The sequence below is a fragment of the Planococcus sp. MSAK28401 genome (assembly GCF_018283455.1).
In the GTDB taxonomy this organism is placed as follows: domain Bacteria; phylum Bacillota; class Bacilli; order Bacillales_A; family Planococcaceae; genus Planococcus; species Planococcus alpniumensis.
The window spans coordinates 617,702-644,242 of record NZ_JAAMTH010000001.1 but is presented as its reverse complement, the minus strand read 5'-3'; the positions used below and the strand labels follow the sequence as shown (position 1 = coordinate 644,242).

The window sequence follows — 26,541 nt, the reverse complement described above, 5'->3', positions numbered from 1 at the left end:
GGCCTTTTTCTATTTGCGGAACCCCGCATCTGTCATAACCCATACATACGGCCTTTCCGGCAATACTTCTTCCAACTCACGGATCAATTCCAACAGTTCCCGAGTGAACACTTCATACTCATCCGGCGGCGACACCACTTTCAACAATTTGATGAGCGAAGCCGTCGTGCCGCGTGTGATATGGCCTTTTTCCTGATGCAGCTGCGCTTCGAGCTGCTTGAGTTCAAGCGGAGATCTTAACCTGAACGAATACAGCACTTCTTCGTGCGCCGCCTTGTTGCGAAACGGGAACGCGATCGACAGGATTTCGTCGAGTTCCGCTGCGCTCAGTTTGATGCCCTGTTCTCCTGCATCCTCTGCGAAATCCTGCGCGATGCGCGTACGCAAGTCTTGATCGATGACCGTATAGAAATTGGTTATCTGGCCGAGCGACAGGAAATTGACCAGCACCCATAGCGGCAAGTTCTTATGCTTTTCGTAGAACTCGCGGAGCTCCGGATAGCGCACGCGGTGGCGCTTCCGATGGCTTTCGATCAGGTTGTTGAGCGTCGCGGTGATACGGTCGCGTTCATGGAAATGAATTTCATCTGGGCTGTAATTCGCGCTGTCGAGAAAGCTGTCGACTTCTTGGAAGCGTTCGGAAAACCGGTACGCGAGCTTGGATTTAATGCTGCGCTCGAATTTCAATAATTCCCCGAGCAATAACAAGCGCAACTTGCGGTCGAATTGGTACAGCGCGAGAATATGATTGAACGTCGTGCCAGCTTCATACAGTTCTTCACCGTACGGATTTTTGGTTTCATCACGCTCAAGGAATGGCTCCTTATAACCGTCGATGAGCGCGTAATAATTGTCACGCGACAGCACGCGTCTTGCGACCGCTTCGTCTTCGATGACGAGTCCGCGGCTTTTTAAGATCGCGAGCTGTTCGTCATGCGTCGCAAAGCTTTTCATGTCTACCTCTCCCTGTTTAGTCATCGCTGAACAATGCGCCCGCGATAGCCGCTGCGTCTTCCTCATCTTCCATCATGACCGCTGCACTTAAATTGCCGACGTTTGGGTCGTAGCCGGCGAACCAGCCCATATCGCCGTCATCGGTTTTGATGACAGCCGTCTTGCCAGCAAGGCCGTGGCCGTCTTCTTCACCGGCTTGGACGAGTGCTGCACGGACCATTTCCGATTGCTCGGGATTCAAAAGATCTTGCTTCAAGTTTTCTTCTGCCGCGTCTCTAATCAAGATCGGCTTTTTCATTTCGCCATCAGCTAGAAATGTGCCATACATCAGCGCTGTGTGGAGAACATTAACGCGCACTTGGCTCTGCCCGGATGCGGAACTCGCAAGCTGGCCTTCCGAGCCGAACGTGCCGCTTTCCGAAATTTGTGAAGCTGCGAGCGGCACCGGATAGTCGAACGCCGTACCAAAGCCGAATTCAGTCAAGCCTTCCAAGAAGCTGTCGTCCGGCATATTGGTCGCTTGGATTGCAAAGTAAATGCTGTCAGAATGGATGAGCGCTTTTTCAAAGTCGATCGGATTCGCGACGCCCGGATTCGGACGGGTGATGCGAAAATCGTTCCACGAGGCGTATTTCTGCCACGTCTCCCCGTCGATCTCGATGCCTTCTGCCGGATCCAGTGTTCCTTGCTTCATAGCAACGGCTGCCGTGATTGGCTGCATCAAGTAAGACGGCTGGTAAGACGCCGCTGCCCGGTTGAAGAACGGCTGGTCCGGATCGTTGGTAAGCTGGCGGAAGCGGGTTTCCTTGATGCCTGGAATGAAATCATTTGGGTCGTAAGCTGGCGAACTGACCAGCACATGCGTCTCACCTGTGTACGGGTCGACCGCGGCTGCAGTGCCCGGTTCCCCACCCATTTCCTCATAGACTTCTTGCTGGAGGTCGGCGTCAATCGTCAGTTCTACCGTCTCACCGGCTGCGGAGGAATTGTCGACAGCGGTGATCGTTTCGTTTTGTGCGGTCTTTTCAATCAAGACCTTGCCGCCGCGCTTTCCGCGCAATTCGGTTTCAAAGATTTCTTCCAAGCCTTCACAGCCGACGATATCCCCTTGGCCGTAGCCTTGGCCGCTGCGCTCTTCTAGCTGTTCAGCGGTGATCGGCGCGATGTATCCGGTCAAATGCGCCATCGATTTCCCGTACGGATAGTGGCGCATCGTCACTTTCGTGCGCTTGGTTCCAGGAATCGCAAACAGCCGGTTCAATTTCTCGCGGTCCGGCCCGACAGTTCCGAGCGGCACGTAATGATGCGGTTCGACCCACGGCTTTTCGAGTTCTGCGTCAATGTCTTCGACGGACAAATCCAAAAGCCCCGCAAGCCGCTCCGTGTAATCGTCGCGATCGAAATTCTCTGGCACGACGCCGATTTCGTAGGCATCCGTATTGCCGGCGATGACGCTGCCGTTGCGGTCGACGATTTCGCCGCGTGCGGTATCGCTGATTTGCACGGATACGTTATCGCCTTCAGACAGATTCGGCAAAATGAAGGACGGATCCCATTCTGCGAACCATTCGCCTGCTTCAGCCTCTTCCGTCTCCTCGTAGACAAAGCTCAGCGTCTTATCGAACTCAATCTCGCCGATGACGCTGTCCATTGAAATCGTCAGCGGAACATCCGCCGGCTCGTTTTTCAGCCACGGCTCTTCGCCCAATTGCCAATCGATCTCGCGCTCCGACAATGACAATTGCTCTTCAAGTTCCACTTGCCAGTCAATGAAGGTCTCTTCACCGAATGCCTCTTTGGCCCGCTCCGTCAAAAATTCATCATATAGCGTTTCGTATTCGCCCGCTTGCCACAATTCCATGAATTGTTGTGCACGCGGTTCCGGCGATGCGACCGTCTCCGGTTCCGTCTCTTCCGGCACCGGCACGTCCGCTTCCTCGTCCGAACACGCTGCCAGTGTAAGCGCCGCGCCCATTCCAATCATCCACAGCTTCCCTTTCCCCATTTCTACCCCTCCATTTCCGTAGCCTTTTCTACCATCTTACCCTGAAACCGCTTGCTTCAATACGGGAATTTTTGGATTAGGGAATTGAAAAGTAGAAATTGAGGTCTTTACTATCCAACGACAGCTGGTATAAATGTGCCTTATAGACTCTTACAAAGACAGTTCAAGGTATGGAGCAAAGACGCTCGCCCGCAGGAAACGAATAGACGAAGCATTGCTGAGTCTATTCGTTTGCGATGCTCGAGTATAGCGAGAGTTGAGCAAAGCTTTTCGTAGTAATTTTGCGGAATACTAACATTTAAAACGAAGAATCTCACTCATATATGAAACAAACCGCCCCATCTTCCGTATAATTAAGGAAGAAAAGGAGGCTATTTATGTTCGCTGAAATGAAATCGCGTTATTTGATTCTCTTCACCATTCTCGGCGTCATCGCGACTTTGATCATCTTCATGCTGATTGGTGCGGATGTCGCCACGACCGAAATCGCGGTGCAGATTGCCTTTTATATTGTTGTCCCGTACTTTTTCTTTCATTATTATTGGAGCAAAAACCCCGATTGGTCGCTTAGTGAAGTTTTAACTACCAAAGGCGTTAAACCATGGCTTCCTGGCATAACGGGCATGGTCATTGTGTCGATCGCGTTCTCGCTGACGATGTTCTGGCTGCAGCTGGCGATTATCTACCCCGCATTTCCATGGTTTGCGGAATTATTGCTGACGCCGGTCGAGATGCCGGGCGGTGTCGGATATGAGTATTTCATGCTGCTAACGCTCGTGATTTTGGCGCCGATTGTAGAGGAGTTCGTTTTCCGTGGTGTCTTCTTGACGCGTATTGCGGCAAAAACTTCAATGTGGGGCGGCATTTTGATTTCGAGTTTGATGTTTGGCGTTTTGCATCTTGATTTTGTCGGCTCGTTCTTGTTCGGCATCATCGCATCTCTGTTGTATTTGCGCACCGGCAATTTATTGCTGCCGATTTTCTTTCACATGCTCAATAATGCGCTGGCAGCTTTATCGATTTATGTACCGATCGATGAGTTTTTCGCGATTGACTGGTTTATCGTGACCACAGCTGCGGATATCGAAGCAAAAGCATTCGCCAATATCATCATCTTGGTTATCAGCACGCTGCTCACCGTTTGGATCATCTACCGCCTCGCGAAAGGCTTGAGGGATAAAACCGACACACGCGAAATCGCTGAACCTTTGACAGAAAGCGAAACGCCGTAAAGAAAATTGTCGATGATCTGTCACGCCCCGTTCATACAGCGTTTATATTCGTGCGGTATGATACAGTCATATGAACTTAGGGGCTATCCAGCGGAATACTTGTCGCTGTTCCCAAAAGCTATAGGAGGATTTACATGAACAACACAGTTACACCGCGCAACAATACCTTGGAGAAAAAATGGAGCTTGCGCTTGATCCAGTTTTCGGCCATCTTCGGGTTCATCGGGACCTATCTCGGGTCGCATATGGCGGGACAGATGGATTACGCGCTGCGTCCGATTCACGCCCACATCCTGCTCGTTGGCTGGCTTTCGGTTTTTGCCTGGGGCGTGTTCTACCGCTTGTATACCGTCAAATACAAAAAGCTCGTCACCATCCACGGCTTTCTCGCGATGATCGGCGCAGTAGGCTTAACTGTCGGCATGTGGTTCTATAATTTGAACCCGTTCAATATGAACGAAACCTTCATCTTGGTTTTCTTTATCGTCGGCGGCACAATTTTGCTGCTCGCGTTCTTATTGTTTGCGGTTATTACGTTCTTGACCGAAAAAGACTGACAAAAACGCCCGGGCGCATCCGGGCGTTTTTTCATTTCCCTCTATTCAATAAAATACCGTATAATGGAAGCATCGTGAAACGGAAGGGGAAATGGCGGATGACCCTGCAAAACCTAATTCAAAAACGCATGCTCGTGCTGCTGGGCCTTGTGCTCGCCGCGGCGCTGATCATTGCACTCGTATGGAGTTCGGATACAGTCGATACAGCGGAAGAGGCAGTGCGCGATGGCGACGATGACCTTGTCTTGACGCCGGTCTACGAATTAAATGGCCGCGCATTATTTTTCTTCATCCGCGGCGACGATAACTTCGGGGCAGTGACGGCAACGGAATCTTGGTTCGGCTGGCGCCTCGAGACGCGAAGCGAAACCACCATTCCCTCACTCGATGATCCGGACCGCATCGACAGCTATATGAGCAGTGACGGCTTGGTCTACGGATTGTTTGATCCGGCTGATGGGCGCCACGTCCAGGTCGGTGAGGTTCCGGCTGATCAATTATTGCTGGGCGAGCGCTTCCCAATCGAATTATTGGAAGACACCAGTTTGTCCGGAAAAGCGGTGTGGTTTATCGAAAACGCACCAGAAGAACGCCCGATCCCGCTCCAATTGCTCGATGCAAACGGACAGGAATTGCAGCGTTTGGAAATGTATTAAAAAAACCGCCCAGATTCGTCTGGGCGGTTTTGTTGATAGACTTTATACTAAAATTCCTTATAAAATCCCCTCACCTAGAGCTTGTTATTGTTTAAATAATAGTAAATGTTTTCTGAATTTTAAGGTATAATAATGAAGAAGAGGAAATTGATGCCATTAAACAAACATCAAATACTAGATAGGGGGAATATTTTTGAAAAAGATACTCGGGCTATTGGTGCTTCTATTCATTTTAAGTGGATGTGTAGATGGCGATAGATACAACTTCTCGGGCAGCAGTGAAAACTGGGATGTGTTTTATGTGGTGGACGTTTCGAATGGAACGAACCAAGTAGAAGACGGAACTGTTAAATTTACTGGCGACGGTGAAGCCCCTGAAACAATCGAGTACAAACTTGAAGCTAATTCAGGAGGTTCAGAAGGTACAGGCGTAACGTTATCCGATAACGTTGCTAGCATTGCCAACGGCTCTTGTGGAGGATGCTCAGTTATACAAGAGGATGAGGAAATAGAAGTAGAAATTTCATGGAACGAACAAACTGAAAACTTACTACTAACTACTGACAACTGACGTCGCTGAAGCGGTGTTTTTTCATGAAAGCTCTCGGTTAATATAGAAATGTTTCTTTCCATCAAAATTCGCCGCCCTGATGTTCACTGGACGGCGAATTTTATTTCATTATAGGCGTACTTGCTCGAATAATTGTAAGCTCTAAGATTAAGCCAACTTAAGCTTTAAAGCTTTTCCGTCTTCCTCTCAGCTTCCGCTTTCCCAATCGAAAATCCGTCGAATAAGCGGCCTCCGTAAGGCTCCAAGACACTTTCGACGAATTCGATAATGTGCCCCGTTTCATCGGTCCGGTAAAAGTTCTCGAACGCCTCGACGAACCGTACCGCCAGTTCATGGTCATGCGCTTCGAGTGAACGAATCACCCATTTGGATGAGCCGATCCATTTTTGCTCGGTGCGCAAAATGAATTCGCTCACCAAATCCGAAAGCGTGTTGACGCAAAACAGCCGTTCTTTCCGATCATCGCTGCCCCGCAGGTCATCCAGCACATCGGTGATGAAATAGCGTTTCGTGCGGATCGTGTCCGTGCTCCACGCTTCCGGCCCTGCTTCGAGCAAGGCTTTCGCTTCTTGCTGGATGTTTTCCATGATGCCTGAATCTTTTAAGACAATGCCCTCGCTGACCATGCGCGGCATGCTAGGCTTCGCCGCTTTTCGGTCTTTTTCAAAAAAGTCCTTGTACGAACTTAAATTATAGACAAACACTTCGATCGGCCAGCCATAAAAAATCATGGATTCACGATATGAACTCATCAGCGTTTCATCGAATACGACGATGTCCAAATCCGACGTCGCTGTCTCTTGCCCGCGCACTACACTTCCGGCTAGCAGTGCCCCGCGGCAATGGCGAAAATTCGTTTCGACGAATACTTTGGCTGTGTGTATCGGTTCCCAACGTTGTCTCATTACTTTCCCCCACACTCTCTTTCTATCAGTCTTTCCCTAGCATACCCTACCTAGTGCAAGAGTGCGCACAAATAAAGACATTCTCTTGAATGCCTTTAAGTCTGTCAATTATTCAAATCAGCCAATGCGCTTCCGACACCCGGATAGCGGAAGCGGAAGCCTTCCCGCACGAGCCGCTCCGGTACGACCCAGCGGCTTTTTAGGATCAATTCGGTTTCGGTCCGAAGTGCCGCTGCCCCTGTCTCAAGCATCCATTTCGATGCCGGTAGCCCAGCGCGGCGGTTCATCGATTGCCGAAGTGCTTTCATCCATTCTTTATTCGTGACAGGATTTGGCGCTGAAGCGTTGAAGACGCCCGAGAGTTCATCACGGTGCTGCATGAAACGCACGGTCCGGTACAGATCTTCAATATGGATCCAGCTGAACATCTGGCGGCCGCTGCCTTGCTTGCCGCCAAGCCCATATTTCACGAGCTTGCGATACGGCTCCATGACGCCGCCCTCTCCCAGGACAATCGCGATGCGCAAGGCGACTTGGCGCGTATCGGGCAGTTGGAATGAAAAGAAGCTATCTTCCCAAGCTTTTGCGACTTCTACCGAAAATCCACGCCCCACCTCTCCGCCATCCTCAGTCATCGGGCGGTCTTCGGCATGGCGGTAAATCGTTGCGGTGCTGGCGTTGACCCATAATTCCGGGGCTATGCTGCACGCTTCGATCATTCGCCCAAGCGACTCGGTCGTCTCGGTACGGGAATTAAAAATCTCGCGTTTATTCGCTTCTGTGTAACGGCAATTGACGGATTTTCCAGCAAGGTTAATGACCAATTTCGCGCCGTCAAGCGCATCTTTCATACGATGTGCGTCGTCCCATTGAATATGCTCTGAACCTCTGGAAATGATGTAAACGCGATAGCCGAGCCGTTCGTATTTTTCTTTCAAATACGTTCCGATAAACCCTGTACCGCCTGCGATGACTGCTTTCTTAACCATATTCTTACCTCTTTTCGCCGTAATTCTATCATGTTAGACGCCAGACCTATGGGAATAGTTGCAGTTTTTTAGGAAATGGCTTCCCAAGCTATAAGGTCTGTTGAAACTGTTGATTTTGTTCCGCTTCGGTTACACTTATTTTTATGCGTTTCCTTAAATGAAGAAAGTTGGTGGATGAATTGAAGAAAAAGAAAGGCTTAACATTTAAAGTCATCAGTGCCTTGATTTTGGGTGCAATCACAGGACTGCTTTTAAATCTTTTTGCACCTGAAGTTTTCGCAATACTCAATCCTTACGTCTTCGTGCCGGTCGGGCAGATTTTCCTCGCCCTCATCAGCATGCTCGTCGTGCCGCTCGTATTCTTGTCGATTGTTCTCGGTACAGCCGGGCTTGGCGACCCAGCGAAGCTTGGCCGCATCGGCATCAAGACGATTTCGTATTTCCTCGTGACGACAACCATCGCCATCACCATTGGACTCGGCTTATCCGCACTCGTTCAGCCGGGCGCAGCGGGTGATTTTGATATCGGTGCGGCGACGTATAGCCCGGACGACGCTCCGTCGATCGCTGATACCTTGCTCAACATCATCCCGAAAAACCCGCTTGAAGCCATGACCGAAGGCAATATGCTCCAGATCATTGTCTTCGCGGTATTCGTCGGGCTCGCGTTGACAGCTCTTGGCGATAAGACGAAAGGGATATTGAGCCTTGTCGAACAAGGCAATGAAATCATGATGTACTTGGTCGGCATCGTCATGCGTTTTGCTCCGTACGGCACATTCGGATTGATTGCGACAGCGATCGGTTCGCAAGGCCTCGCCGCCATCCAGGCCATGGGCTCGTATATGCTCGTCGTTATCGGTGCCTTGTTGATTCACGCTGCCTTTACATACGGCGGCACCGTTTATTTCCTGGCGAAAAAGAGCCCAATCTGGTTTTTCAAAACCTTTATGCCGGCCATGACGGTCGCCTTTAGTACTTCAAGCAGCACGGGCACGCTTCCGGTTTCAATGGAAGTGGCGCAGCGTGATCTGAAGGTTCCAAAGTCGATCAGTTCGTTCGTCCAGCCGCTCGGCGCGACAATTAATATGGACGGCACCGCGATCATGCAAGGTGCCGCGACGATGTTCATCGCGCAGGCCTTCATGGTCGACTTGACGATCGGCCAATTATTGACGGTCGTCTTGACCGCAGTGCTTGCCAGTATCGGGACCGCTGGAGTTCCAGGCGTCGGCTTGATCATGCTCGCGATGGTCTTATCGAGCGTCGGGCTTCCGGTAGAAGGCATCGGCCTTGTACTCGGAATCGACCGCTTGCTTGATATGTCCCGCACAGCCATCAATATTTCCGGTGACGCAGCTTGCGCACTGATGGTCGCAGAATCCGAGAAAAAGCACGGCTTGGAAACAGAAACAGCAATGAACCCACAAGAAGCATAAAATAGAAGCAAGCCTCCCGGCTATGTCGGGAGGCTTTTTCTTTGGGGAAAATGTGAAATAAAAAAAGTGATAGGAAAAGTTTCTGCCTTTTCGACTGCGTTTCAGGGGGCTGCTTGGGGCTCACAGGATGCGAGTCATGCAACTGATGCGACAGGACGTCGCGCTTTCAGCTGCCCGGGGGCGGGTGCCCAGCCAATGTTCCAAAGAAAAAAAGCCTGCGACATATCTGCAAGCAGATATGTCGCAAATGAATAAGCTCAGCTCCCCTTCACTTATTCATTCGCGCGGTCCCACAGGCGTCAGCCTCCTTCCACTCCGTCTCAAATTTTAGAGTGGAAGGGATTTTCTTATTCACTCAATTGAAAAATGTGGAAATGCGTCATGTTTTGTAGCTCTCGTCAACTTTGCTGTGAATGGAAGTTAATTAGTCCCGATGCATCAATCAAATTTTTGTTTCAAGCACCACCGTGGCAGATGCTGGATCCCGAGAAGCGATTCCCCCACTACCCTTATCTACGCACCACCGAAAAAGCAGGCAGCGAATACCCAATCGATAAAATATCACATTATCTTCATTCCACAAATAAATTGCTTCATTCCACAAATAAATCGCTGCATCCCGCAAACAATTGCTTCATTCCACAAATAAATCGATTCATTCCACAAACAATCGCTGCATTCCACAAACAACCTCTTAATTCCACAAACAACCTCTCCATTCCACAAACAAACCTCTCAATTCCACAAAAAAACCGCACCCCATCGGATGCAGCTTCGCTATTCTTGCTCCACGCTTTTCCTGAATACATCCCAGCTGCCGTCTTGCCGTTTGGCGAGGAGCACGTCGGAGTCTTCGTTGCTTGCGTAAATTTCAGCGCCTTCAGCGAGGAAGTCGGAAGAAAAATCAGCGCTTGGCATGACTTCAGGTGCCGTCGACTGGGTGATGGCGCCGAGTCTTGTCGACTCGCTGTAGTCGCTGCCTTCCAGTTCGCCTTCCCACAAATACTCTTCGTCTTCAACGATTAAAATGCCGGCATAGGACCCGGTCTCTTCGCTATTGCTGAAAGTCTGCTCGCTGCATGCCCCGAGCAACAATAGCGCGGCAATCAAGACCATCGTTTTCCAAAACCGATTCATTCGCATGCTCCTTCCTTCCGTCTCGTCTATTCGACGTTTGATGAGCGCCGCTGTTTCACGCCTGAACTGCTTCAGCCATATTTTTTCTGGTGTTCTTTTTTACGTTTTAAATAATCCTCGTCTTCGCGGATTTCGTCCCAGCGCTTCTTGAAAATAGCGGCGGATTCGGCTTTTTCTTCGTTAATCTCGCGGTCTTTGATCGAGCCGTCTTCGTTGTATTTGCGGCCGCCTTTGTAGTTCGTGTTACGCCGTGCGCGAGTGTAGCCCATTTGGATGAATTTGCGGGCCATGTCCATGCCGACGAAGTCATCCTTTTTGCGGTATTCCTCGAACAGCTCTGAAATTTTATCGCACGATTCCTGGGCGATGTCCGGCGTCTTGAATCGCCAATGTGGCAGGATTTCACTTTTATACGGTTCGACCATCAACACGCCTTGTTCGCCTTTGCCGACGCGGTACAGCTCGGGGTTCTTCCGCAAGTCCAAATTTTTATAGTCCAAATCGTAATCGAATGCCATGCTGCACCCTCCTTTTGCAGAAACTATACCCTGTCGCGCTGCTTGAAAAACAGCATAAAAAAACCGCCTCAAGGGCGGCAGTCCATTATGCGTGCTCGATGCTCTTTTTCGAGAAGGCGTGGATATCGGTGATGACGTCTTTTAAGACATCGATCGACTTCAATGGGTCGCCGATGAAATCCATGCCGTGGTTAACGTCCTTTAAGACGTGCGACTCAAGCTGGCTGTTGCCTTGGAGCTCTTCCATCCGGCTGCGGTCGTAATAATGGTCTTTGTCGCCGATAAAGCTCAGCGCCGGATTCTGGCAATTTTTCATCGCTTCGAAGATGTCTTGGTGCTTGACGAGCGGCGTCAGCCAGACAGTTTTTGCGCCTTTGAATTTCTTGCGCTCGAGTTCATTGGCTAGCGCAATCGTGCCGAGCGATTTAGCGACGAGGAAGAACTTTTCATAAATGCTGCCTTTCAATACTTGGTCGATCACTTGCTTGGCATCTTCTTTGACCGCCTCGTCAATTTCCGCCATCGTGTATTCGTCATAAAGCGGATGGTTGTAATCGTAATTGATGCGCAGGATGTCGTATTCCTGTTCCGCAAGCAGCCGCTCCGTGTAATGAAATAACGGGCTTTTCGTTGTATAGCCGATGCCCGGCAGGAAAATTGCAAGTTTTCTCGTTTGGTCTTGGTTCAGGACAAGGTTGTAGTTGACCGCTTGGCCTTTATCCGTTTTGATGGTTCGGTTGATCGTTTTCATTGGTTCCACTCCTTTCCTATAGTATAAAGTCTTTCACGTTAATTGCATGTAAATTTTTCAAAGAATTCGAAAACTTCATGAGGAGTCGTTTTTCTATTCTGTTATAATATCCATATGATCTATTGGGGAGGCGGTTCTATGTGGAAAGGCATTCGCTGGACTGCGTTTTCGGTCCTATTGGCCATTAGCATCTTATTTGCCGTCAAGGGCGTTCAAGTGTGGCTAATGCGCCATGCCACAGAACCGGTCGCGATCCATTTTTATTTCTTTGAAATCGGCGAAGCGGTGCTGCCGGGCAATCTAGTGTCCTATGCCGTGGCGTTCTTTGTAGCGGCATTCATTACCGCAGTCGCGGCATTCGCCTTTATCGCGAGGCGGTTATTCGGCTTTTAATTTAATCGGGAAAGAGGGATTTGGATGCATACAGAAAAAGACAAAATGCTTGCCGGCGCACTTTACCGGGCGGACGATCCGGTACTCGTGCGCGAGCGCGTCAATGCGAAGCGGTTATTGCGCTTGTTCAATAAATCGATGGAAACCGATGGTCAGGAGCGCAAGCGCTTCATGAGCCAATTACTCGGGTCGAGCGGCGACCGTTTGTATATCGAGCCGAACTTCCGCTGTGATTACGGTTATAATATCCACGTCGGCCACAATTTCTTCGCCAATTTCGATTGTGTCTTCCTCGACGTCTGTGATATCCGCATCGGCGATAACTGCCTGGTGGGGCCAGGCGTCCACATCTATACGGCGACTCACCCGCTCGATATCGAACAGCGTTTGAGCGGGGTCGAGTCAGGCAAAGCAGTGCGCATCGGTGATAATGTTTGGATCGGCGGCCGCGCCGTCATCAACCCCGGCGTCACGATCGGCGACAATGCCGTCATCGCATCCGGCGCAGTAGTCGTCAAAGACGTACCGGCGAACACAGTAGTCGGCGGGAATCCGGCTGCCTTTATCAAAACCGTCTAAGGAGCATCATTCTGACAAGCATAAAAAACGCAGAACCTCTCAAGAAGAGAAAGTTCTGCGTTTTTATTGATTTCAAATAAAGCACTTCCTGTTTTGGTTGTTTAACGCCTTGTGTGACAGGCAATAGGGAAACAAAGGCTTGCTCAAAAAGCAGGCGGGTTTGGAGGAAAAGTGTATGCCAAAAACAAAATGGTTTCTATTTTTATACAGCGTCGTTCTCATATTGATCATCATTTATTTGGCTGCCCGCATGCCATTTCTGCTTTATCCTTTCCGCGTCATCTTCTCAACCATTGCCCCGACGATTGTTGTCGGCGGTATTCTCTACTATATTTTCCGTCCGCTTGTCAGCCTGTTGGAAAAACGTATGGGGCACGTAACAGCTATTCTGTCGATCTTTGCGCTCTTCACAATTATCATCTTCTTTCTCGGCACCTGGCTTGGACCGATACTGACGAATCAAATCATGGCACTGATCAATAACTTCCCGCTTATCGCCGCAAGAGTCCAGCAATGGGTCAATATCGCGCTAGAAAGCGAATGGTGGCGCTACATCGAAGAGCAGGAAGTCATGCCAGGACTTCAGCCATCCACTTTGATGGATAATTTCCTCAACACTTCTGCCGGCTTGGGAGCCAACCTCATGGACTTTTTAGCCAGTGTCCTCAGTATCGTCTCCAAGCTAGTCATTGTCCCGTTTGTACTGTTTTTCCTGTTGAAAGACGGCGAACACCTGCCGGACCACTTTCTGAAAGTGCTTCCCCAAGACTCACGCGAGGACGGACGGAAAATTCTGCAGGATATGGATGAGAACTTGAGTGCTTATATTCAGGGACAGGCAATTGTCAGTTTGTTCGTGGGCGTTCTGAGCCTGATCGCTTACATGCTCCTTGATTTGCAATACGCCGTTATACTCGCGCTCGTTTCCTTGTTTACCAATCTGATCCCATTTCTCGGGCCATTCATTGGCGCTGTGCCGGTACTCGTTGTGGCCTTTTTACAGGAACCAGTTCTGGCGCTTTGGACAGCTATTGCCATTCTTGTGATTCAGCAATTGGAGAGCAATCTCATTTCTCCGAACGTTATGGGCCATAAACTTGCCGTCCATCCAGTGACGATTATTTTTCTGCTGTACATCGGTGCAAGCTTTGCTGGAATTATCGGCATGATCCTGGTCATCCCCGTTTACGCTGTAGGTAAAGCCATCGTACAGAATATTTACCGGTTGATCCGCTTGAAATTCCCGGCTTTGCGCTGAAACAAGCATGTTTTGAAACGCCCGAGAGTCGGCTTATTCTTGACCTTTTATCGCCCGCTCGTGCTTCAACAACCATTCCTTACGGGTCAGGCTGCCCGCGTATCCCGTCAATTTGCCGTTCGACCCGATGATGCGGTGGCATGGGATGATGATGCTGATTTTGTTTTTGCTATTGGCATTCCCCACTGCCCGCACGGATTTCTCGTTGCCGACAGCTGCCGCGATATCGCGGTACGAAGCCGTTTCGCCGTAAGCAATATCAGGCAGCGCCGCCCAAACTTTTTGCTGGAATTCGGTGCCGGAAGAAATGCACGGCACGGTAAATTCCGTTCGCTGTCCTTTGAAATATTCGTCCAATTCCTGTAAAGCGTTTTTCAGCACTTGAGGCGTGTCCGGTTGCACCGCATGCAGCGGCTGCTCGCGGTCGCTAAAATAAAGCGACACGATGCCTTGTTCGGTGCCGGTGATTTCAACGATCCCAATCGGCGATGGATAATCGACTTGATACAGTTCATTCATAATAACACCCTCCATAAATAAAATGTTGCGTACGCTTGCCAGCCTGTCCAGTTTTCGGCTAAATTCTCAATCTCGGCAATGGTCGGTTTTCGCTCCAGTCCCAATTGATGCTTCAAGGCATTGTGCAGCCCGACGTCAGATATTGGAAACGCGGAATTAAAGCGCAGGCATTTCATCATGACGTAATGTGCGGACCACGGCCCGACGCCCCGGATCGCCACCAATTGTTTTTCTACTTGCTGCTCTGTCTTTTCGAGCAGCTCGTCTTTAAAGAGACGCCCGTCTGAAAGTTCGCGGGCGATACCGATGATGTATTCCGCTTTTCTTCCGGAAAATTGCAGCGTTCTTAATTGGTCCACTTCCAGCGACGCGATGGTTTCAGCAGATGGAAAGGCCCAATAATCGACTCCATCTACCGTAAGCGAAGTGCCGAAGTGTTCAATCAAGCGCCGTTTCAACGTATAGGCGAAAGTCAAATTGATCTGCTGGCCGGTGATGGCCCAGGCGAATGCCTCAAATAAATCAGGCATGCCCATCACGCGCAATCCCGCATGGTTCTCCACGACTTCCCGAAGGACCGGGTCGCTCGCTGCCATTGCGTAAAACGGCTGCAGGTCTGTTTCCAGGTCGAACCATTCTATTACATAACGGAGGGCTGCCTGTTTTCCTTGTTCAGACGGCGAACGATGCAAAAACTCAATGTGCAAGGCCTCGCCGGAATGGCTCAAATCGAACAAAACTAGTTCATCTTCAATGACTAATAGTTTGGTGATGCGCTCTTCCTTAATCGTATGAAGCAGCTCTTGATCGGAGCGGCCGAGAATGGCCAGGCATTCCGCGAAATTAAAATCGGCCGGCGTGGGGATTTTCAGGCGTTCTATTGCCGGTTTGCTATCCATCCTGTCGCGCTCCTTTCTCTTTCCGGTATTGGCCCGGCGATTGCTGTTTCAGCTGCCGGAACACTTTATAGAAATGAGACGTGCTTTGAAAGCCGGTCTCGAGGCAAATCTCCAAATTCGTTTTATCAGTGTTGGCGAGTAAATGAGCCGCTTTATCGATGCGGATTTTCTCCAAATAAGAACGCGGTGTTTCGTCCGTTTCCTGCTTGAACAGCCGGTCCACATAAGAGGGGCTCATGCCGACATGGGCGGCCACTTCTTCCAATCCGATTTTCTGCTCGTAACGATCGGCTAAAAAAGCGATGACTTGCTGGGTGAATTCCACATAAGGCGACTTTTCGATTTCCGGCTGGCATCTTTTGCATGCCCGAAATCCGCGAGTCTCCGCTTCATCAATGGAAAAACAGAATTCCACGTTGCGCTTTTTCGGCTTGCGCGATCGGCAGGACGGACGGCAATAGATCTTCGTCGTCTTCACGCACGTGAAAAACAAGCCATCGTATTTCCGGTCGCAATCCAGGATCTTCTCCCACATCTCATCGAACGTGAACTTCGTTTTTGTTTCCAAAGCCGCCGCCTCCTTTACTCTCTATAGTATCCCTCTCATTTTATCATTGCATCCCTCAGCATTCGTCCTCGTTTTTGCACTTATGGTCTGAAGCCGGGAGTTTCGGCTAGTTGTTGATTGGCCAAAAGCTTATTGACACCTTCTCGCCCGTTCAGATATTATTGAGTTAACTTATAATTAAAATTAGTTAACTCAAATCGAAAGGACGTTTTCTCATGACAGAATCAAACAAAAAACTACGGATGATGATCGTGACAGCTTTGTTCGCCGCCATTATCGGCATACTCGCTCAAGTCACCATTCCCTTGCCGCTCGTGCCGATTACCGGGCAAACTTTGGCGATCGGGCTTGCTGCCACGATTTTGGGCGCACGCTATGGCACATTGTCCATCTTGGTTTATCTCGCAATCGGCGCCGCCGGTATCCCGGTATTCGCGCAAATGTCAGGCGGCTTGGGCAGTTTGTTCGGGCCGACGGGCGGTTATTTATTCGGGTTCATCCCGACCGCTTTTGTCATCGGCTATTACCTGGAAAAAATGGGTTTTACGGTCATGAATGCAGTCATTGCCAACATCCTCGGCATGTTCGTAGCTTTAACGTTCGGAACGGTCTGGCTGAAGATCTTCGCTGAACTTTCCTGGACTGGCGCCTTTATGGGCGGATTCTTACCGTTCATCCTTGTTGGGGTTATCAAAGCCGTGCTCGCTGCGTGGATCGGCATCTCGGTGAGAAACCGTTTGGCATCGGCGAAGCTTTTGCCTAGTTTGGAAGCACGGAATCATTCTTCTTTATGAACAGCATATTATTTGTAAAATGAAAGGGAGAGTCAAAACCGACGTTCGGTTTTGACTCTCCCTTCGTTCGAACAATAAGCTCGGACAAGGCTGCTTTGTTAATCACTCACAGCCGCAAGCTCGTCAGGCTTTATCACATTTATAACTACATTGCCCCGCTTATGCCCTGTTTCCACGTACCGATGGGCTTCAGCCACTCGATCTAAAGGATAGCTTCGGTCGATGACGGATTTGAGCTTTCCGGCTTCAATCAATTCAATGAGGAAAAGCAAATCTTCCTTGTGCATGGGGGCTAATCCGCTGATCAATTTCTTGCCACCCCTGATCGAAGTTGAAAACATCTGCGCGAATTGAGGCACTCCTGCAACTGTCGCTAAATAAATCCCTTTTTCGGTCATGACGCGTTTGCATTGGGCAAAGGAAGTTTTCCCTACCGTATCAAAGATCACGTCATAGGATTTAGCTGAATCGGTAAAATCCTCCAAGGTGTAGTCGATTGCATAATCAGCCCCTAATGACTTTACCAATTCAATATTTTTACCACTGCACACCGCTGTAACTTCTGCGCCAAAAATTTTAGCCAATTGGACGGCATAAGTGCCCACGCTGCCCGACGCACCATAGATCAACACTTTTTGCCCTTTCTGGATATGCCCCTTATCCCGCAGGAAAAACAAAGCGGTGGTGGCGCCAAAAGGAACAGAGGCCGCCTCTTCAAATGTCATATTCACCGGTTTGATGGCAATGGCGCCTTTTTCCTTGATGCATACGTACTCGGCATTTGCGCCGAGTTTTGTATTTGTTCCACCCACTACCAAATCCCCTTTTTTAAATGACTTGACGTTTTCCCCTATCTCTTCGACTTCTCCGGACAGTTCAGAACCCAATATCCCGATTTTTGGTTTTTTCAATCCATAGAACAGCCTGACAGCAAATGGATCCGCCCCTCGCACTTTGCAGTCTCCAGAAGTAACTGTTGTTGCATGAACCTTAATCAATATTTCATCTTCTTTCGGGCTCGGTTTCTTCACTTCTTTCAGGACCATGACTTCCGGCGGCCCATAGGTTTCGTGGACGCTGGCTCTCATTGGCGAACTCCTCCTTCATAGCTTAGCTCCAGGTATCTTATTTCAGGTATTTTTCCCTCTTTCCAATAGCCAAACAGAATGACACATTTTCGGCCGTGATGTCACGAATTATTTATATCAGAATTTTCCGACTTAAATTAACTCAACAGTATACTTATTAGTTGCTTTTAGCAATTTTGATCAACTACATGGTTTCCTGTCCTGTAATTCTAGTGACTGACAACGAACCGGCATGTCACCTCCCTTGTTCATCCAGCTAATTTCTTCGCTTGAATTTCGAAAGAATCCCTTATTTTTCGTTTGACCAGAGAGTCCGGAAGGGTATGTGGGGGAAATATAAGTAAAAACAGCAGCAACAAACAACTCGAGGAGGAATTTTGAATGGCAAACGAAAAAATCTTAATTACCGGTGCTGGCACTGGATTTGGCAAAAATATTGCATTCAGCTTGGCGGAAAAAGGCAAATCCGTCATCGCGGGTGTTGAAATCATTTCACAGGTTTCTGCTTTGGAGCAGGAAGCGAAAGAGCGTGGCGTATCGATGCAAATCGAGAAATTGGATGTCACGAATCCGAAAGACCGCGAAAAAGCATGGACATGGGACATCGATGTCTTGGTGAACAATGCGGCAGTGTCTGAAGGTGGATCGCTTGTCGATATCCCTGAAGAAAACTTGCGCCACCAATTCGAGGTCAACCTCTTTGGGCCGACCTTATTGACGAAAGGATTTGCGCGCCAAATGGTCGAAAAGAAATCCGGCCGTATCGTCTTCGTCTCTTCTGTATCCGGCTTGATGGCAGATCCATTGATGGGGCCATATTGCGGAACGAAACACGCAACTGAAGCCTTCGCGGATGCCTTGAGCAAAGAGCTGCAGGAATTCAATGTGGAAGTGGCAACCATCAACCCAGGGCCATATTTGACTGGCTTTAATGACCGCGAGTTTGAAACATGGAAAAACTGGCAGTCCGATTCAGAAAACACGGTCTTCGACTACGAGAAAGCCGCTTTCCCTTACGAGCAGTTCGATCCGAAAGAAGTTACCGAGCCGTCGATCAAAGTGATCCTTGGCGAAACGAATCAATACCGCAACGTCATTCCGGAAAAAATGATTCCACAAGTCAAGGAACGCATGGAAGGCATGTGGAGCAAAACGACCGACGAAGGACTGGGCGAGCGCAACGAAACCGTTCAGAAATCCTACGAGATCGAACCCGGCACTCCAGCTGAATAATATGTGAATATGAAAAGCCCAGAGACATGATCTCTGGGCTTTTTTCTGGCTGGATGATTTCACTGATTAAGTTCTGACCCACTTCCAGATTTCTCCCGGGGTCGCATTTTTTCCATACATGAGTATGCCGATCTTGAAGATCTTGCCAGCGAGTTTCATGAAGACCCATACGCTAATAGCCAGAATCGCAGTGGCGATCACGATTTCCACCCATGGCCATTGTTCCAGCAACGACAAGCGCATAATGAGGACACCAGGTGCGGTGAACGGGATATAGCTTCCAATTTGTGCCCAAATGCCGCTTGGATCGTTGAATACCGGGCCGATGAACAGAAATGGGCTGAATGGCAGCATCATGACCATGCCTTGGAAATTCCCTGCAGTCGAGATGTCGGCCATCGTTGCGCCGATTCCGACAAATATTGCTGCATACAAGAGGTAGCCGAGAATGGCGATGAGCAATAGGACCAGTAATTCAGGAACGAACAAATACTCCACGATCGGAACATCGACTCGCCAAATGAGCACCGGCAGCGCAATCAATACATAGACGACCACCTGAATGAGGCCGAGCACGAAATAGCCGATGATTTTGCCTTGCATCAGCTCAGCCGGCGTCAGTGATGACAGGATGATTTCTGCTATTTTGTCTTTCTTCTCCTGGGAAGCACTTTGGAAAATCGCCATGCCCGTGAAGACGATCGACAACATGACAACAGCCGCAAACGCCCCTGGCACCACGCGCTCGAGCATCGATTCACTGAACAGGCCCGCTTCTTCTGGTTCATTCGAAGCGTCTTCAAAGACGATACTTTGTGCGACTGTCCTTGCTTCTTCCGCTGTCAGGCCGAGCTGCTCGATTTGCACCATTTGCAATGGCCCGCCAAGCAGCTGGACTTCATCCATGAAGGCGTCACTCGTTTCATCGTTCGTATAGACAGGTACTGTGCCGCTTTCGACCGATTGTTCACCGATGAAAATATAGGCAGCGTCCGTCTCTTCTTCAAGTGCCGCCTCAGCTTCCTGTTGGGTGCTGTCCGTCGGTTCCATATTCCATTCTGTGTTCGCTGCAGCTGCTTCTAATTGCTCGTAGACACCAAGCTGGTCGTTGACATAAACCGTCGTCGTTGCTGGTTCATCGTCTGAGCTGAACAATTCCGGCAACAACAGGAAGGCCAGGAAAATAATTGGCGTCAGAAACAAGCCGATGATGAACGACTTGCTTTTCATATTGCGTTTGATTTCCCATTTTGCGACTTTCTTCGTGTTATGCATGCAACTCCCCCGCTTCCTTCAATAGGTTTTTGTCCGTAGCGATATCGATGAAGATTTCGTGGAGTGAAATCCGGTCAATCGATAATTCTTGGACTTCGAGTTGTTCCGGCAGGTTTCTTAACCAAATCGCCGGTTGCACACGCTTCGACAGATACAGCACCGCCGCTTCCTCGCTATGTTCGACCCGTTCCACTTCCGGCAAGCTTTCCAGCACTTCATGGCTATTGTTTCCATGGATGGTGCATTTAAAGTTGGCGTATTCCTTTTTCACTTCACTCAAGCTTCCCGAGATGACTTTGGTTCCGCGATGAATCAAGAATAAGCGGTCCGCCATTTCCTCGACAAGATTCATTTGGTGGGAGGATAATAAAATCGCCGTGCCGTTTTTGGCCAATGAGCGGATTTCGTCTTTGAATAATTCCTGGCTGACCGGGTCGAGTCCTGAAAACGGTTCATCTAAAATGAGCAGTTCGGGTTCGTGAAGAATCGAAGCGATAAATTGCACTTTCTGCCCCATCCCTTTCGACAATTCCTCGACTGACACATTGTCTTTGCCTTCCAAGCCAAATTTCTTTAAGAATTCCAACGCCCGTTCTTTGGCGCGGTTCAGCGGATAATCCTTCAGCTCCGCCAGGTATAGCAGGATATCCATCACTTTGACGTTTTTGTACAAGCCTCGCTCTTCTGGCAAATAGCCGATTTTATTGCGGGGGATCTCGTTATTTGTACTATTGCGGAACGTGATGGCCCCTTCATCCGGATACATGATGCCCATGATATTGCGGATTGTGGTCGATTTTCCTGCCCCGTTCGGCCCAAGCAACGCCATGATTTCCCCTTGTTTCACTTCAAACGAGATATTCGAAATGATTTGCTTGTCTTTGAAAAATTTTCCCAATCTTTCTACGGTGAGCATGGTCTCCATTTCCCTCATCCTCTCTTTTTGGTTCATATCAGTAACAGGCTAATAATTTCTTCCAGTTCCAGAGCTTTGTCGTCTACAATCCCGATCCCGTGTTTCGCACAGTATTTTTCTGTGCCCTCTAAATTATCGGATACAAGTTGCCGGCCGGAGCGCGATCGTTCTCCAGGTACTGCTTCAGCAGGCATTTCCGTCAGCCAGTAGCGGCGAAATCGGCTGACGAGCTGGTCTTTTTCGTAATTCCCGATTGCCTGGCCATCTTTTATCAAGAATAGATAGTCCGCCAGTTTGCGGAGGCTTTCGGGCTGATGGGTCGTCAAAATGACAGCCCGGTCTTCCCGCTCCATCCAGTCGACCAATAAATCCATCACCAAGTTTTTAGAAGGAATATCCAGAGAAGCGGTCGGTTCATCTAAAATAAGGATATCCGTATTGCGAGGCAAGGCCAGCGACAAACTCAACTTTTGCTGCATGCCCGGTGATAATTTGCCGAAGCGCTTATCCAGCGGGATGCCTAAGAGCTGTATCGTATGTTCAAAAAGAGCGTCCTCCCATTTTGGATAGAGCGGAGCAATCAGGTTTTTCAAATCATTTCCTGTATAAGCATTCCAGCCAACGGGAGTTTGAGGCAGGAAAGTGACGTGCTTTTTCCAACTTTCGTCTTCTCCGTCCACCGGTTTGCCGAACACTTGGATATCTCCTGTATCCACGTTGGCCAGGTTCATAATCAGCTTCAGCAAGGTGCTTTTCCCGGAACCGTTATTGCCGACTAGGGCGGTAATCGTGCCGGGCTCGATGGCTAAGTCGATCGGTCCCAGCCGGAAGTCATCGATTTGCTTATTGACTTGCGTTAATTCAATCCATGGAATCATCCGTTATTTTCCCTCCTTCAGCTTGCTTAAGGTTTCTTCAAAAACACGCTTGATGTCATCAACTGTATAGTCATAGTCCATCGCATTGCGGATGGCCTGTTCAAATTCCTTTTCCACCGAATCGGTCATCACTTGCTGCTTGGTCGTATTTTGTATTTCCGCAACAAAGGTCCCTTTGCCGTGAAGCGTTTGGATAAAGCCCTGCGCTTCGAGGTCCTGATAAGCGCGCCTTATCGTGATGACGCTGATTTCCAGATCTTTCGATAATGCGCGGATTGACGGAAGCGGCGAACCCGCAACCAAATGGCCTCCCGCAATCAAGGCTTTCAGCTGCTTTTCAATTTGGTGATAAATCGGTTCGCGGGAATCTTTGGATAAACGTATTGGCAGCAAAAGCAAGCCCTCCTCTCACAGATAATCCGTTTTCTTCATTGTCTTTCTCATATCCGCCTGCCAGTATTTCCAACCGGCAATCATGAGGAGCACAGCTGTGGTGCCCGTCAGCAGCGGCCAGTCCACAGCAATCGCCATTGTCCACTCGACTAATCCGCCGCCCGAAAGCATGGGGAACAACAAGTAGATGGCGGCTGCCGCGACCAAGATATAGATGAACGACAGCACAATCTCTTTCATCCTAAAATTCCCTCCCGCTTCACTGGCGGCCATCATAAAGCCGACCGCAATCGAAATGGCAAGCCACGTCAGCACGAACACAAGGTAAGAAATAGGCGTCATTGCTTCGCGAAAATTGTCCGACATGAGTGGCATGGCGATCAGCAGGATCAATTGGAATGGAAACGAACAGAACGCATGGATGATAAAGCGGCTTTTGACAATTGTGTTTTTGCTTATCGGCAATTGCTGGAGCATGATGACCGGCGGGGACGACCATAGATTCCCATCCATTTTCTGCATTTGAAATTCCTTTCCTTTCATCCAAGACGGAAACATGAAGAACACCAATAGGAACATCAAGTCAAAACCTTTAAACTCACCTTCTAGATACACATCGAACGACAGCATAAAAATCAGGCTCATTGCGATATAAAAAGCCAGGATTAATAATAAATTGCGCAACGACGCTTTTATTTCGAAAGTTGCCAAACGGTATGCTAGATTCCAGTCATTCATTTATAAACACTCCCTCTTAACTGTTATACTGTTTATACTCATATACACAGTATAACGTTTTTTAAGTATAGTCAATCCATTTACCTGGATAAAATCAAGACATAAAAAAAAGGCCTGGTTTTCTCCAAGCCTTTTTTATCCTTATTAATCTTTACTTCACCGCAAACGGGTACGTGATGCTTTCTTCTAAGGTTTCGTTTATTAAACGAAGTTGCTCTGCCTGAAAGTCAAGGGCTGCCAATTGCATTGCGGTTTCGAAGACGATCAGGTCGGGTTCTGTGACTGTTTCTTCATCTGATGTGAAGCGAACTGTAGCCGTATCGTTTTCGAGTGAGGCGTCAACCACTTCCAATCCTTCCACTATGGCTGATGAGTAAGTGGCCCCTTCCTGGTCCGCTGTCTTCATCACTTCCACTGTTTCAGGAAAGGACAAGGGTCCACCGTTTTCATCCGCCACTTGCTCTCCCACATCCACGCCAGCTAAGAAGTTGGTCTGCTCCAGCTCTTTGTCGTACATTGTATAGTAACCGCGCGAAATACCTCTTTCTTCTTCAACAATCAAGGGCTTGTCCACTAAGCGCTGAGCTACAATGACATTTTCTTCGCCCTCGGGATTGGTAAACACAATTTCTTCAATGCCATAGAGATCACTGATTCCAAACAATGAACTATAGAAAAAGGTCGTTTGCGCAGAAGTTGTGGATAATGCACCTCCATCCTCTTCCGTAAATTTCACGTTAAGCGTCGGCATATCCACAGTCAACTCAGCATAAGATCCCAGAATTTCTAATGTGGTAGGATCGTTTTCAATCAGAGATTGCATCAAGCTTTTTTCAGCTATGCCCTCTTCATCCTCACCGCGTTCAATGTTGAATGCGGTGAGATAGCCGGTTTTTGTGACATATGAATATGTCTCGATGGAAAAGGATGGACTCGCCTGAGTTTCTTCAAAGCCATCTGAAGGATCGTCATCTGTACTGTCACTCGAGTCATCTGACGCTTCTTTATCCTCATTGTCTTGGCTATCTTCGTTACTTTCCTTTGCTTCTACTGTTTCTTCTTCGTCAGGTGTTGTTTCACTTGGAGAACCTGAGTCCTCTGTGCTAGGCGGTGGATTTTCAGTTTCTTGGCAGCTTGCGAGTAAAAATACGGCAAAAGTCATTCCAGCCAGTTTGTTTATATTGCTCACTCATAACGCCTCCTTGCTATTCACGTACCCCGTCGACTGATTCCTTAAAGCTTTTTAGTGGATATTTTTCCAGAAAATATATAAAAATGCATATATATGGATTTCAGGAAATTTAAATATAGTTTCACTAATTTTTTTGAAAGTTATACCTTTTGTTTAAAGTTTGGCAATGCAGCCTTTTAAGACACGTCATTAAAGAATCCTTTTTTGTCTTTCCACCTCTCCTATAAATAGCAGGAATTTCCAAATTGCTATCGAAGTGGTATACAACCGATTATTTTAAAGGAGGGTTCATCATCTCAATCGAAAGTTTATTCACTCCGGTTAAACTAGCAATCGCTTCTCTCGCGCTATTGCTGGTATGCGCAGGCTTGTCAGGCTTCTTGATTTTCTCGCTTGATGACAGCCAAATTGCTCAAAATCAATTAACAGAGCTATTCCAGAATGATCCGAAAGTACAGCGGGAAATGACACGTACAGAAGCAATGATGAACTCGGAAATATTCGCCGCCGATGTAGTGGCGGGCGCCAAACAACTGCTCTTCTATCCTTTTTACTTACTCGTCGCATCTGCATTATTGAGTGTTGGCGGTTTATTAACAATCAATCTTAACCGCTTCGTGCCCGCCGTGCTGTTCTCACTAGCAGGTGTGCTGTCCTTATTCACCTTGCTGCCGCCGGTCCTGTTATTTTTCGCCTCGAACCGGCTTTTCGCTCCTTCCCCTGTTATTAACACTCAATGAAAGGATCGATTTGATGAAAGGTTCGGGATTGCTATCACGAGAAGATTACTTTATAGCCTTTGAAGGATTTGCAGAAACGAGACTTCCGGGGTCCGCATTGCGTATTTCTATGCGCGGCAGCGAGAATGAAACAGACTTGCTCCTAAACCTCTCTGGTAAAGTGGATAGATGGCATATTGATTTCGGTTCATATGTCATTTATTCCGTAACTTCCGAAGAGTTCACAAGAATGTCTGATTCTGATACAGAACTTGCTTATCGCATTTATCAACAGTCTGATCTTCTCACTTATTTGGAGAATCGGACGAATTTGAAGGAACGGGAAAGCCAAGAAGAAATCAGCTATCAGCATTTCTCGTTTTCCTGTATGGAACATCAAGTGGATGTCATTTCTTCTGAAGCACCGGTTATTCAATTACTTGGCACGAATTAGAATGAGTGCTCTACCTCAAGAAAAACCACCAGGGTATCAATCCCCTGGTGGTTTTCGCTTTAATCACTATCTCATTCCACTTCAGCCGCTATGCCCCAACCCTTTCACCTTCTTGCCTTTCCCTTTCTTTTCGCAGCGCTTCCCGGCTTGCATGCGCTTTTTGTGCTTGCCGCCTTTGTTTTTGTTCTGGCTCGCAGCCATCAAGAACCCGAGTCCGGTCATCATCAATGGCAACATGACGATGAGTTCAATCGGGACAATCGGCCGGTAGACGGTTTTTTCCGCTGTCACGTCGTAAATGCCGACAGGCTTCACTGAGAACGAGCCGCCTGCGCCTTCCCCGTGGCCGCCTTCAAATTCCTCGAAGCCAGGCGATTCCGAATCTTTGTCTTCCCGTTCATAGCCGCCGCCAGCACCTGCTCCTACGCTATACCTGATTCTCGCGACTGGAATGATGGTCCTGCCTTGCATCTCGATCGGGTCGCCGTAGACGAGCGACACATCACGCGCACTTGAAAACTTTTCGAAAATCGGTCGTACCGGAGACGATTGGAACGGGATTATTTCTTTTTCCTCCATGTTCTACACTCCTTTTTTGACGATGAATTCTCATGGCCAAGGCAGCAGTAATGGCAAGCGGCATAAATCCGCACTGTCGATTGTTAGTATATACATTCGCCCCGCCTGCTACTAACCCTCTAATTTTTATTGATGAATCCCAGTTAAAAAACATATAAAAAACGCCTGGATTTATCTCCAGGCGTTTTTTAGCGTGTTGAAGAGGTCCATAATCCGCTATGAATCGAAAAGGGAATCACCTTTTTGGCAATCAAAAGCCAATGAACTATCTCAGCATTTGGAGAAGCGTTCGCTCGTAAAACCTTCTGCTCAATAATGCTACGCATTACTTCGCAAAGATAAGATCTCACGT

Annotated in this window: 30 protein-coding genes; 12 read left to right on the top strand and 18 right to left on the bottom strand. The window is 48.6% G+C overall.

Features of this window, described 5'->3' with window-relative positions; translation table 11 throughout:
• Window positions 1–9: 9 nt before the first annotated feature.
• Both G3255_RS03425 and G3255_RS03420 read right to left on the bottom strand, forming a co-directional pair.
• On the bottom strand, window positions 10–954 hold the full coding sequence (locus tag G3255_RS03425) for an Abi family protein (RefSeq protein ID WP_211653294.1): 945 nt from the start codon (window positions 952–954) through the stop codon (window positions 10–12).
• 16 nt (window positions 955–970) lie between these two features.
• Entirely contained in the window at window positions 971–2,959 is a 1,989-nt protein-coding gene (locus G3255_RS03420) for a penicillin-binding transpeptidase domain-containing protein (protein WP_211653293.1), read from the bottom strand.
• Window positions 2,960–3,336: 377 nt separating this feature from the next.
• Here G3255_RS03420 and G3255_RS03415 point away from each other — a divergent pair, with 377 nt between their 5' ends.
• From G3255_RS03415 to G3255_RS03400, 4 genes are all read left to right on the top strand, one after another.
• Window positions 3,337–4,191, top strand: coding sequence for a CPBP family intramembrane glutamic endopeptidase (locus G3255_RS03415; protein ID WP_211653292.1), 855 nt, complete (start codon window positions 3,337–3,339; stop codon window positions 4,189–4,191).
• A gap of 167 nt (window positions 4,192–4,358) precedes the next feature.
• Window positions 4,359–4,748 (top strand): hypothetical protein, encoded by a 390-nt coding sequence (locus tag G3255_RS03410; RefSeq protein ID WP_211655743.1) that lies wholly within the window; start codon window positions 4,359–4,361, stop codon window positions 4,746–4,748.
• A gap of 98 nt (window positions 4,749–4,846) precedes the next feature.
• Window positions 4,847–5,404, top strand: a complete 558-nt coding sequence (locus G3255_RS03405; protein ID WP_211653291.1) for a hypothetical protein — start codon at window positions 4,847–4,849, stop codon at window positions 5,402–5,404.
• 193 nt (window positions 5,405–5,597) lie between these two features.
• On the top strand, window positions 5,598–5,975 hold the full coding sequence (locus G3255_RS03400; RefSeq protein ID WP_211653290.1) for a hypothetical protein: 378 nt from the start codon (window positions 5,598–5,600) through the stop codon (window positions 5,973–5,975).
• A gap of 164 nt (window positions 5,976–6,139) precedes the next feature.
• On the opposite strand, the gene G3255_RS03395 is transcribed toward G3255_RS03400, so the two are convergent.
• Both G3255_RS03395 and G3255_RS03390 read right to left on the bottom strand, forming a co-directional pair.
• Window positions 6,140–6,880, bottom strand: coding sequence for a nucleotidyltransferase domain-containing protein (locus G3255_RS03395; RefSeq protein WP_211653289.1), 741 nt, complete (start codon window positions 6,878–6,880; stop codon window positions 6,140–6,142).
• A gap of 104 nt (window positions 6,881–6,984) precedes the next feature.
• Window positions 6,985–7,869 (bottom strand): TIGR01777 family oxidoreductase, encoded by an 885-nt coding sequence (locus tag G3255_RS03390; RefSeq protein WP_211653288.1) that lies wholly within the window; start codon window positions 7,867–7,869, stop codon window positions 6,985–6,987.
• Between the two features lie 170 nt (window positions 7,870–8,039).
• Here G3255_RS03390 and G3255_RS03385 point away from each other — a divergent pair, with 170 nt between their 5' ends.
• The gene (locus G3255_RS03385; RefSeq protein ID WP_349291407.1) at window positions 8,040–9,308 is read left to right on the top strand and encodes a dicarboxylate/amino acid:cation symporter; all 1,269 of its coding nucleotides are present in this window, start codon (window positions 8,040–8,042) and stop codon (window positions 9,306–9,308) included.
• Window positions 9,309–10,085: 777 nt separating this feature from the next.
• On the opposite strand, the gene G3255_RS03380 is transcribed toward G3255_RS03385, so the two are convergent.
• The 3 genes from G3255_RS03380 to G3255_RS03370 form a co-directional block, all read right to left on the bottom strand.
• On the bottom strand, window positions 10,086–10,445 hold the full coding sequence (locus G3255_RS03380) for a hypothetical protein (RefSeq protein ID WP_211653287.1): 360 nt from the start codon (window positions 10,443–10,445) through the stop codon (window positions 10,086–10,088).
• 71 nt (window positions 10,446–10,516) lie between these two features.
• Complete coding sequence (locus G3255_RS03375; RefSeq protein ID WP_211653286.1) at window positions 10,517–10,963, bottom strand: DUF4385 domain-containing protein; 447 nt, start codon at window positions 10,961–10,963, stop codon at window positions 10,517–10,519.
• Between the two features lie 85 nt (window positions 10,964–11,048).
• Window positions 11,049–11,714: an alpha/beta family hydrolase gene (locus G3255_RS03370; RefSeq protein ID WP_211653285.1), complete on the bottom strand. Its 666-nt coding sequence runs from the start codon at window positions 11,712–11,714 to the stop codon at window positions 11,049–11,051.
• A 138-nt stretch (window positions 11,715–11,852) separates the two neighbouring features.
• Here G3255_RS03370 and G3255_RS03365 point away from each other — a divergent pair, with 138 nt between their 5' ends.
• From G3255_RS03365 to G3255_RS03355, 3 genes are all read left to right on the top strand, one after another.
• Window positions 11,853–12,107 (top strand): hypothetical protein, encoded by a 255-nt coding sequence (locus G3255_RS03365; RefSeq protein ID WP_068872180.1) that lies wholly within the window; start codon window positions 11,853–11,855, stop codon window positions 12,105–12,107.
• A gap of 24 nt (window positions 12,108–12,131) precedes the next feature.
• Window positions 12,132–12,686, top strand: a complete 555-nt coding sequence (locus G3255_RS03360) for a maltose acetyltransferase domain-containing protein (protein ID WP_211653284.1) — start codon at window positions 12,132–12,134, stop codon at window positions 12,684–12,686.
• Window positions 12,687–12,861: 175 nt separating this feature from the next.
• Complete coding sequence (locus G3255_RS03355) at window positions 12,862–13,944, top strand: AI-2E family transporter (RefSeq protein ID WP_211653283.1); 1,083 nt, start codon at window positions 12,862–12,864, stop codon at window positions 13,942–13,944.
• 33 nt (window positions 13,945–13,977) lie between these two features.
• Here the strand turns inward: G3255_RS03355 and G3255_RS03350 are convergent, their stop codons facing one another.
• From G3255_RS03350 to G3255_RS03340, 3 genes are read right to left on the bottom strand one after another with little or no spacing between them, the layout of a single operon-like run.
• Window positions 13,978–14,463: a methylated-DNA--[protein]-cysteine S-methyltransferase gene (locus G3255_RS03350; RefSeq protein WP_211653282.1), complete on the bottom strand. Its 486-nt coding sequence runs from the start codon at window positions 14,461–14,463 to the stop codon at window positions 13,978–13,980.
• On the bottom strand, window positions 14,460–15,362 hold the full coding sequence (locus tag G3255_RS03345) for a DNA-3-methyladenine glycosylase family protein (RefSeq protein ID WP_211653281.1): 903 nt from the start codon (window positions 15,360–15,362) through the stop codon (window positions 14,460–14,462). Before G3255_RS03345 ends, G3255_RS03350 begins: the two co-directional genes overlap by 4 nt.
• Window positions 15,355–15,897, bottom strand: coding sequence for a bifunctional transcriptional activator/DNA repair enzyme AdaA (locus G3255_RS03340; RefSeq protein ID WP_211655741.1), 543 nt, complete (start codon window positions 15,895–15,897; stop codon window positions 15,355–15,357). The genes G3255_RS03345 and G3255_RS03340 overlap by 8 nt, the downstream gene beginning before the upstream one ends.
• A 248-nt stretch (window positions 15,898–16,145) precedes the next feature.
• Between G3255_RS03340 and G3255_RS03335 the strand changes: the two genes are divergently transcribed.
• On the top strand, window positions 16,146–16,724 hold the full coding sequence (locus tag G3255_RS03335; RefSeq protein WP_211653280.1) for a biotin transporter BioY: 579 nt from the start codon (window positions 16,146–16,148) through the stop codon (window positions 16,722–16,724).
• Between the two features lie 98 nt (window positions 16,725–16,822).
• Here G3255_RS03335 and G3255_RS03330 read toward each other — a convergent pair whose 3' ends face one another.
• Window positions 16,823–17,812: an NAD(P)-dependent alcohol dehydrogenase gene (locus tag G3255_RS03330; protein ID WP_211653279.1), complete on the bottom strand. Its 990-nt coding sequence runs from the start codon at window positions 17,810–17,812 to the stop codon at window positions 16,823–16,825.
• A gap of 381 nt (window positions 17,813–18,193) precedes the next feature.
• Here G3255_RS03330 and G3255_RS03325 point away from each other — a divergent pair, with 381 nt between their 5' ends.
• Complete coding sequence (locus G3255_RS03325) at window positions 18,194–19,045, top strand: SDR family oxidoreductase (RefSeq protein ID WP_211653278.1); 852 nt, start codon at window positions 18,194–18,196, stop codon at window positions 19,043–19,045.
• Window positions 19,046–19,111: 66 nt separating this feature from the next.
• Here the strand turns inward: G3255_RS03325 and G3255_RS03320 are convergent, their stop codons facing one another.
• The 6 genes from G3255_RS03320 to G3255_RS03295 all read right to left on the bottom strand — a co-directional run bounded on the left by G3255_RS03320 (window position 19,112) and on the right by G3255_RS03295 (window position 24,434).
• Entirely contained in the window at window positions 19,112–20,320 is a 1,209-nt protein-coding gene (locus G3255_RS03320; protein ID WP_211653277.1) for an ABC transporter permease, read from the bottom strand.
• Complete coding sequence (locus tag G3255_RS03315; protein ID WP_211653276.1) at window positions 20,313–21,245, bottom strand: ABC transporter ATP-binding protein; 933 nt, start codon at window positions 21,243–21,245, stop codon at window positions 20,313–20,315. Before G3255_RS03315 ends, G3255_RS03320 begins: the two co-directional genes overlap by 8 nt.
• 23 nt (window positions 21,246–21,268) lie before the next feature.
• Window positions 21,269–22,114, bottom strand: coding sequence for an ABC transporter ATP-binding protein (locus G3255_RS03310; RefSeq protein WP_211653275.1), 846 nt, complete (start codon window positions 22,112–22,114; stop codon window positions 21,269–21,271).
• Between the two features lie 3 nt (window positions 22,115–22,117).
• Window positions 22,118–22,507 carry a GntR family transcriptional regulator gene (locus tag G3255_RS03305; RefSeq protein WP_349291406.1) on the bottom strand — a complete coding sequence of 130 codons (390 nt, stop codon included), beginning with the start codon at window positions 22,505–22,507 and terminating at the stop codon, window positions 22,118–22,120.
• A 15-nt stretch (window positions 22,508–22,522) separates the two neighbouring features.
• The gene (locus tag G3255_RS03300) at window positions 22,523–23,245 is read right to left on the bottom strand and encodes a hypothetical protein (RefSeq protein WP_211653273.1); all 723 of its coding nucleotides are present in this window, start codon (window positions 23,243–23,245) and stop codon (window positions 22,523–22,525) included.
• Between the two features lie 151 nt (window positions 23,246–23,396).
• Window positions 23,397–24,434 (bottom strand): hypothetical protein, encoded by a 1,038-nt coding sequence (locus G3255_RS03295; RefSeq protein WP_211653272.1) that lies wholly within the window; start codon window positions 24,432–24,434, stop codon window positions 23,397–23,399.
• Window positions 24,435–24,682: 248 nt separating this feature from the next.
• On the opposite strand from G3255_RS03295, the gene G3255_RS03290 reads away from it, so the two are divergent.
• Window positions 24,683–25,177, top strand: a complete 495-nt coding sequence (locus G3255_RS03290) for a hypothetical protein (protein ID WP_211653271.1) — start codon at window positions 24,683–24,685, stop codon at window positions 25,175–25,177.
• Window positions 25,178–25,406: 229 nt separating this feature from the next.
• Window positions 25,407–25,610: a hypothetical protein gene (locus tag G3255_RS03285; protein WP_211653270.1), complete on the top strand. Its 204-nt coding sequence runs from the start codon at window positions 25,407–25,409 to the stop codon at window positions 25,608–25,610.
• An 81-nt stretch (window positions 25,611–25,691) separates the two neighbouring features.
• On the opposite strand, the gene G3255_RS03280 is transcribed toward G3255_RS03285, so the two are convergent.
• Window positions 25,692–26,189: a GerW family sporulation protein gene (locus tag G3255_RS03280; RefSeq protein ID WP_211653269.1), complete on the bottom strand. Its 498-nt coding sequence runs from the start codon at window positions 26,187–26,189 to the stop codon at window positions 25,692–25,694.
• Between the last annotated feature and the right edge of the window lie 352 nt (window positions 26,190–26,541).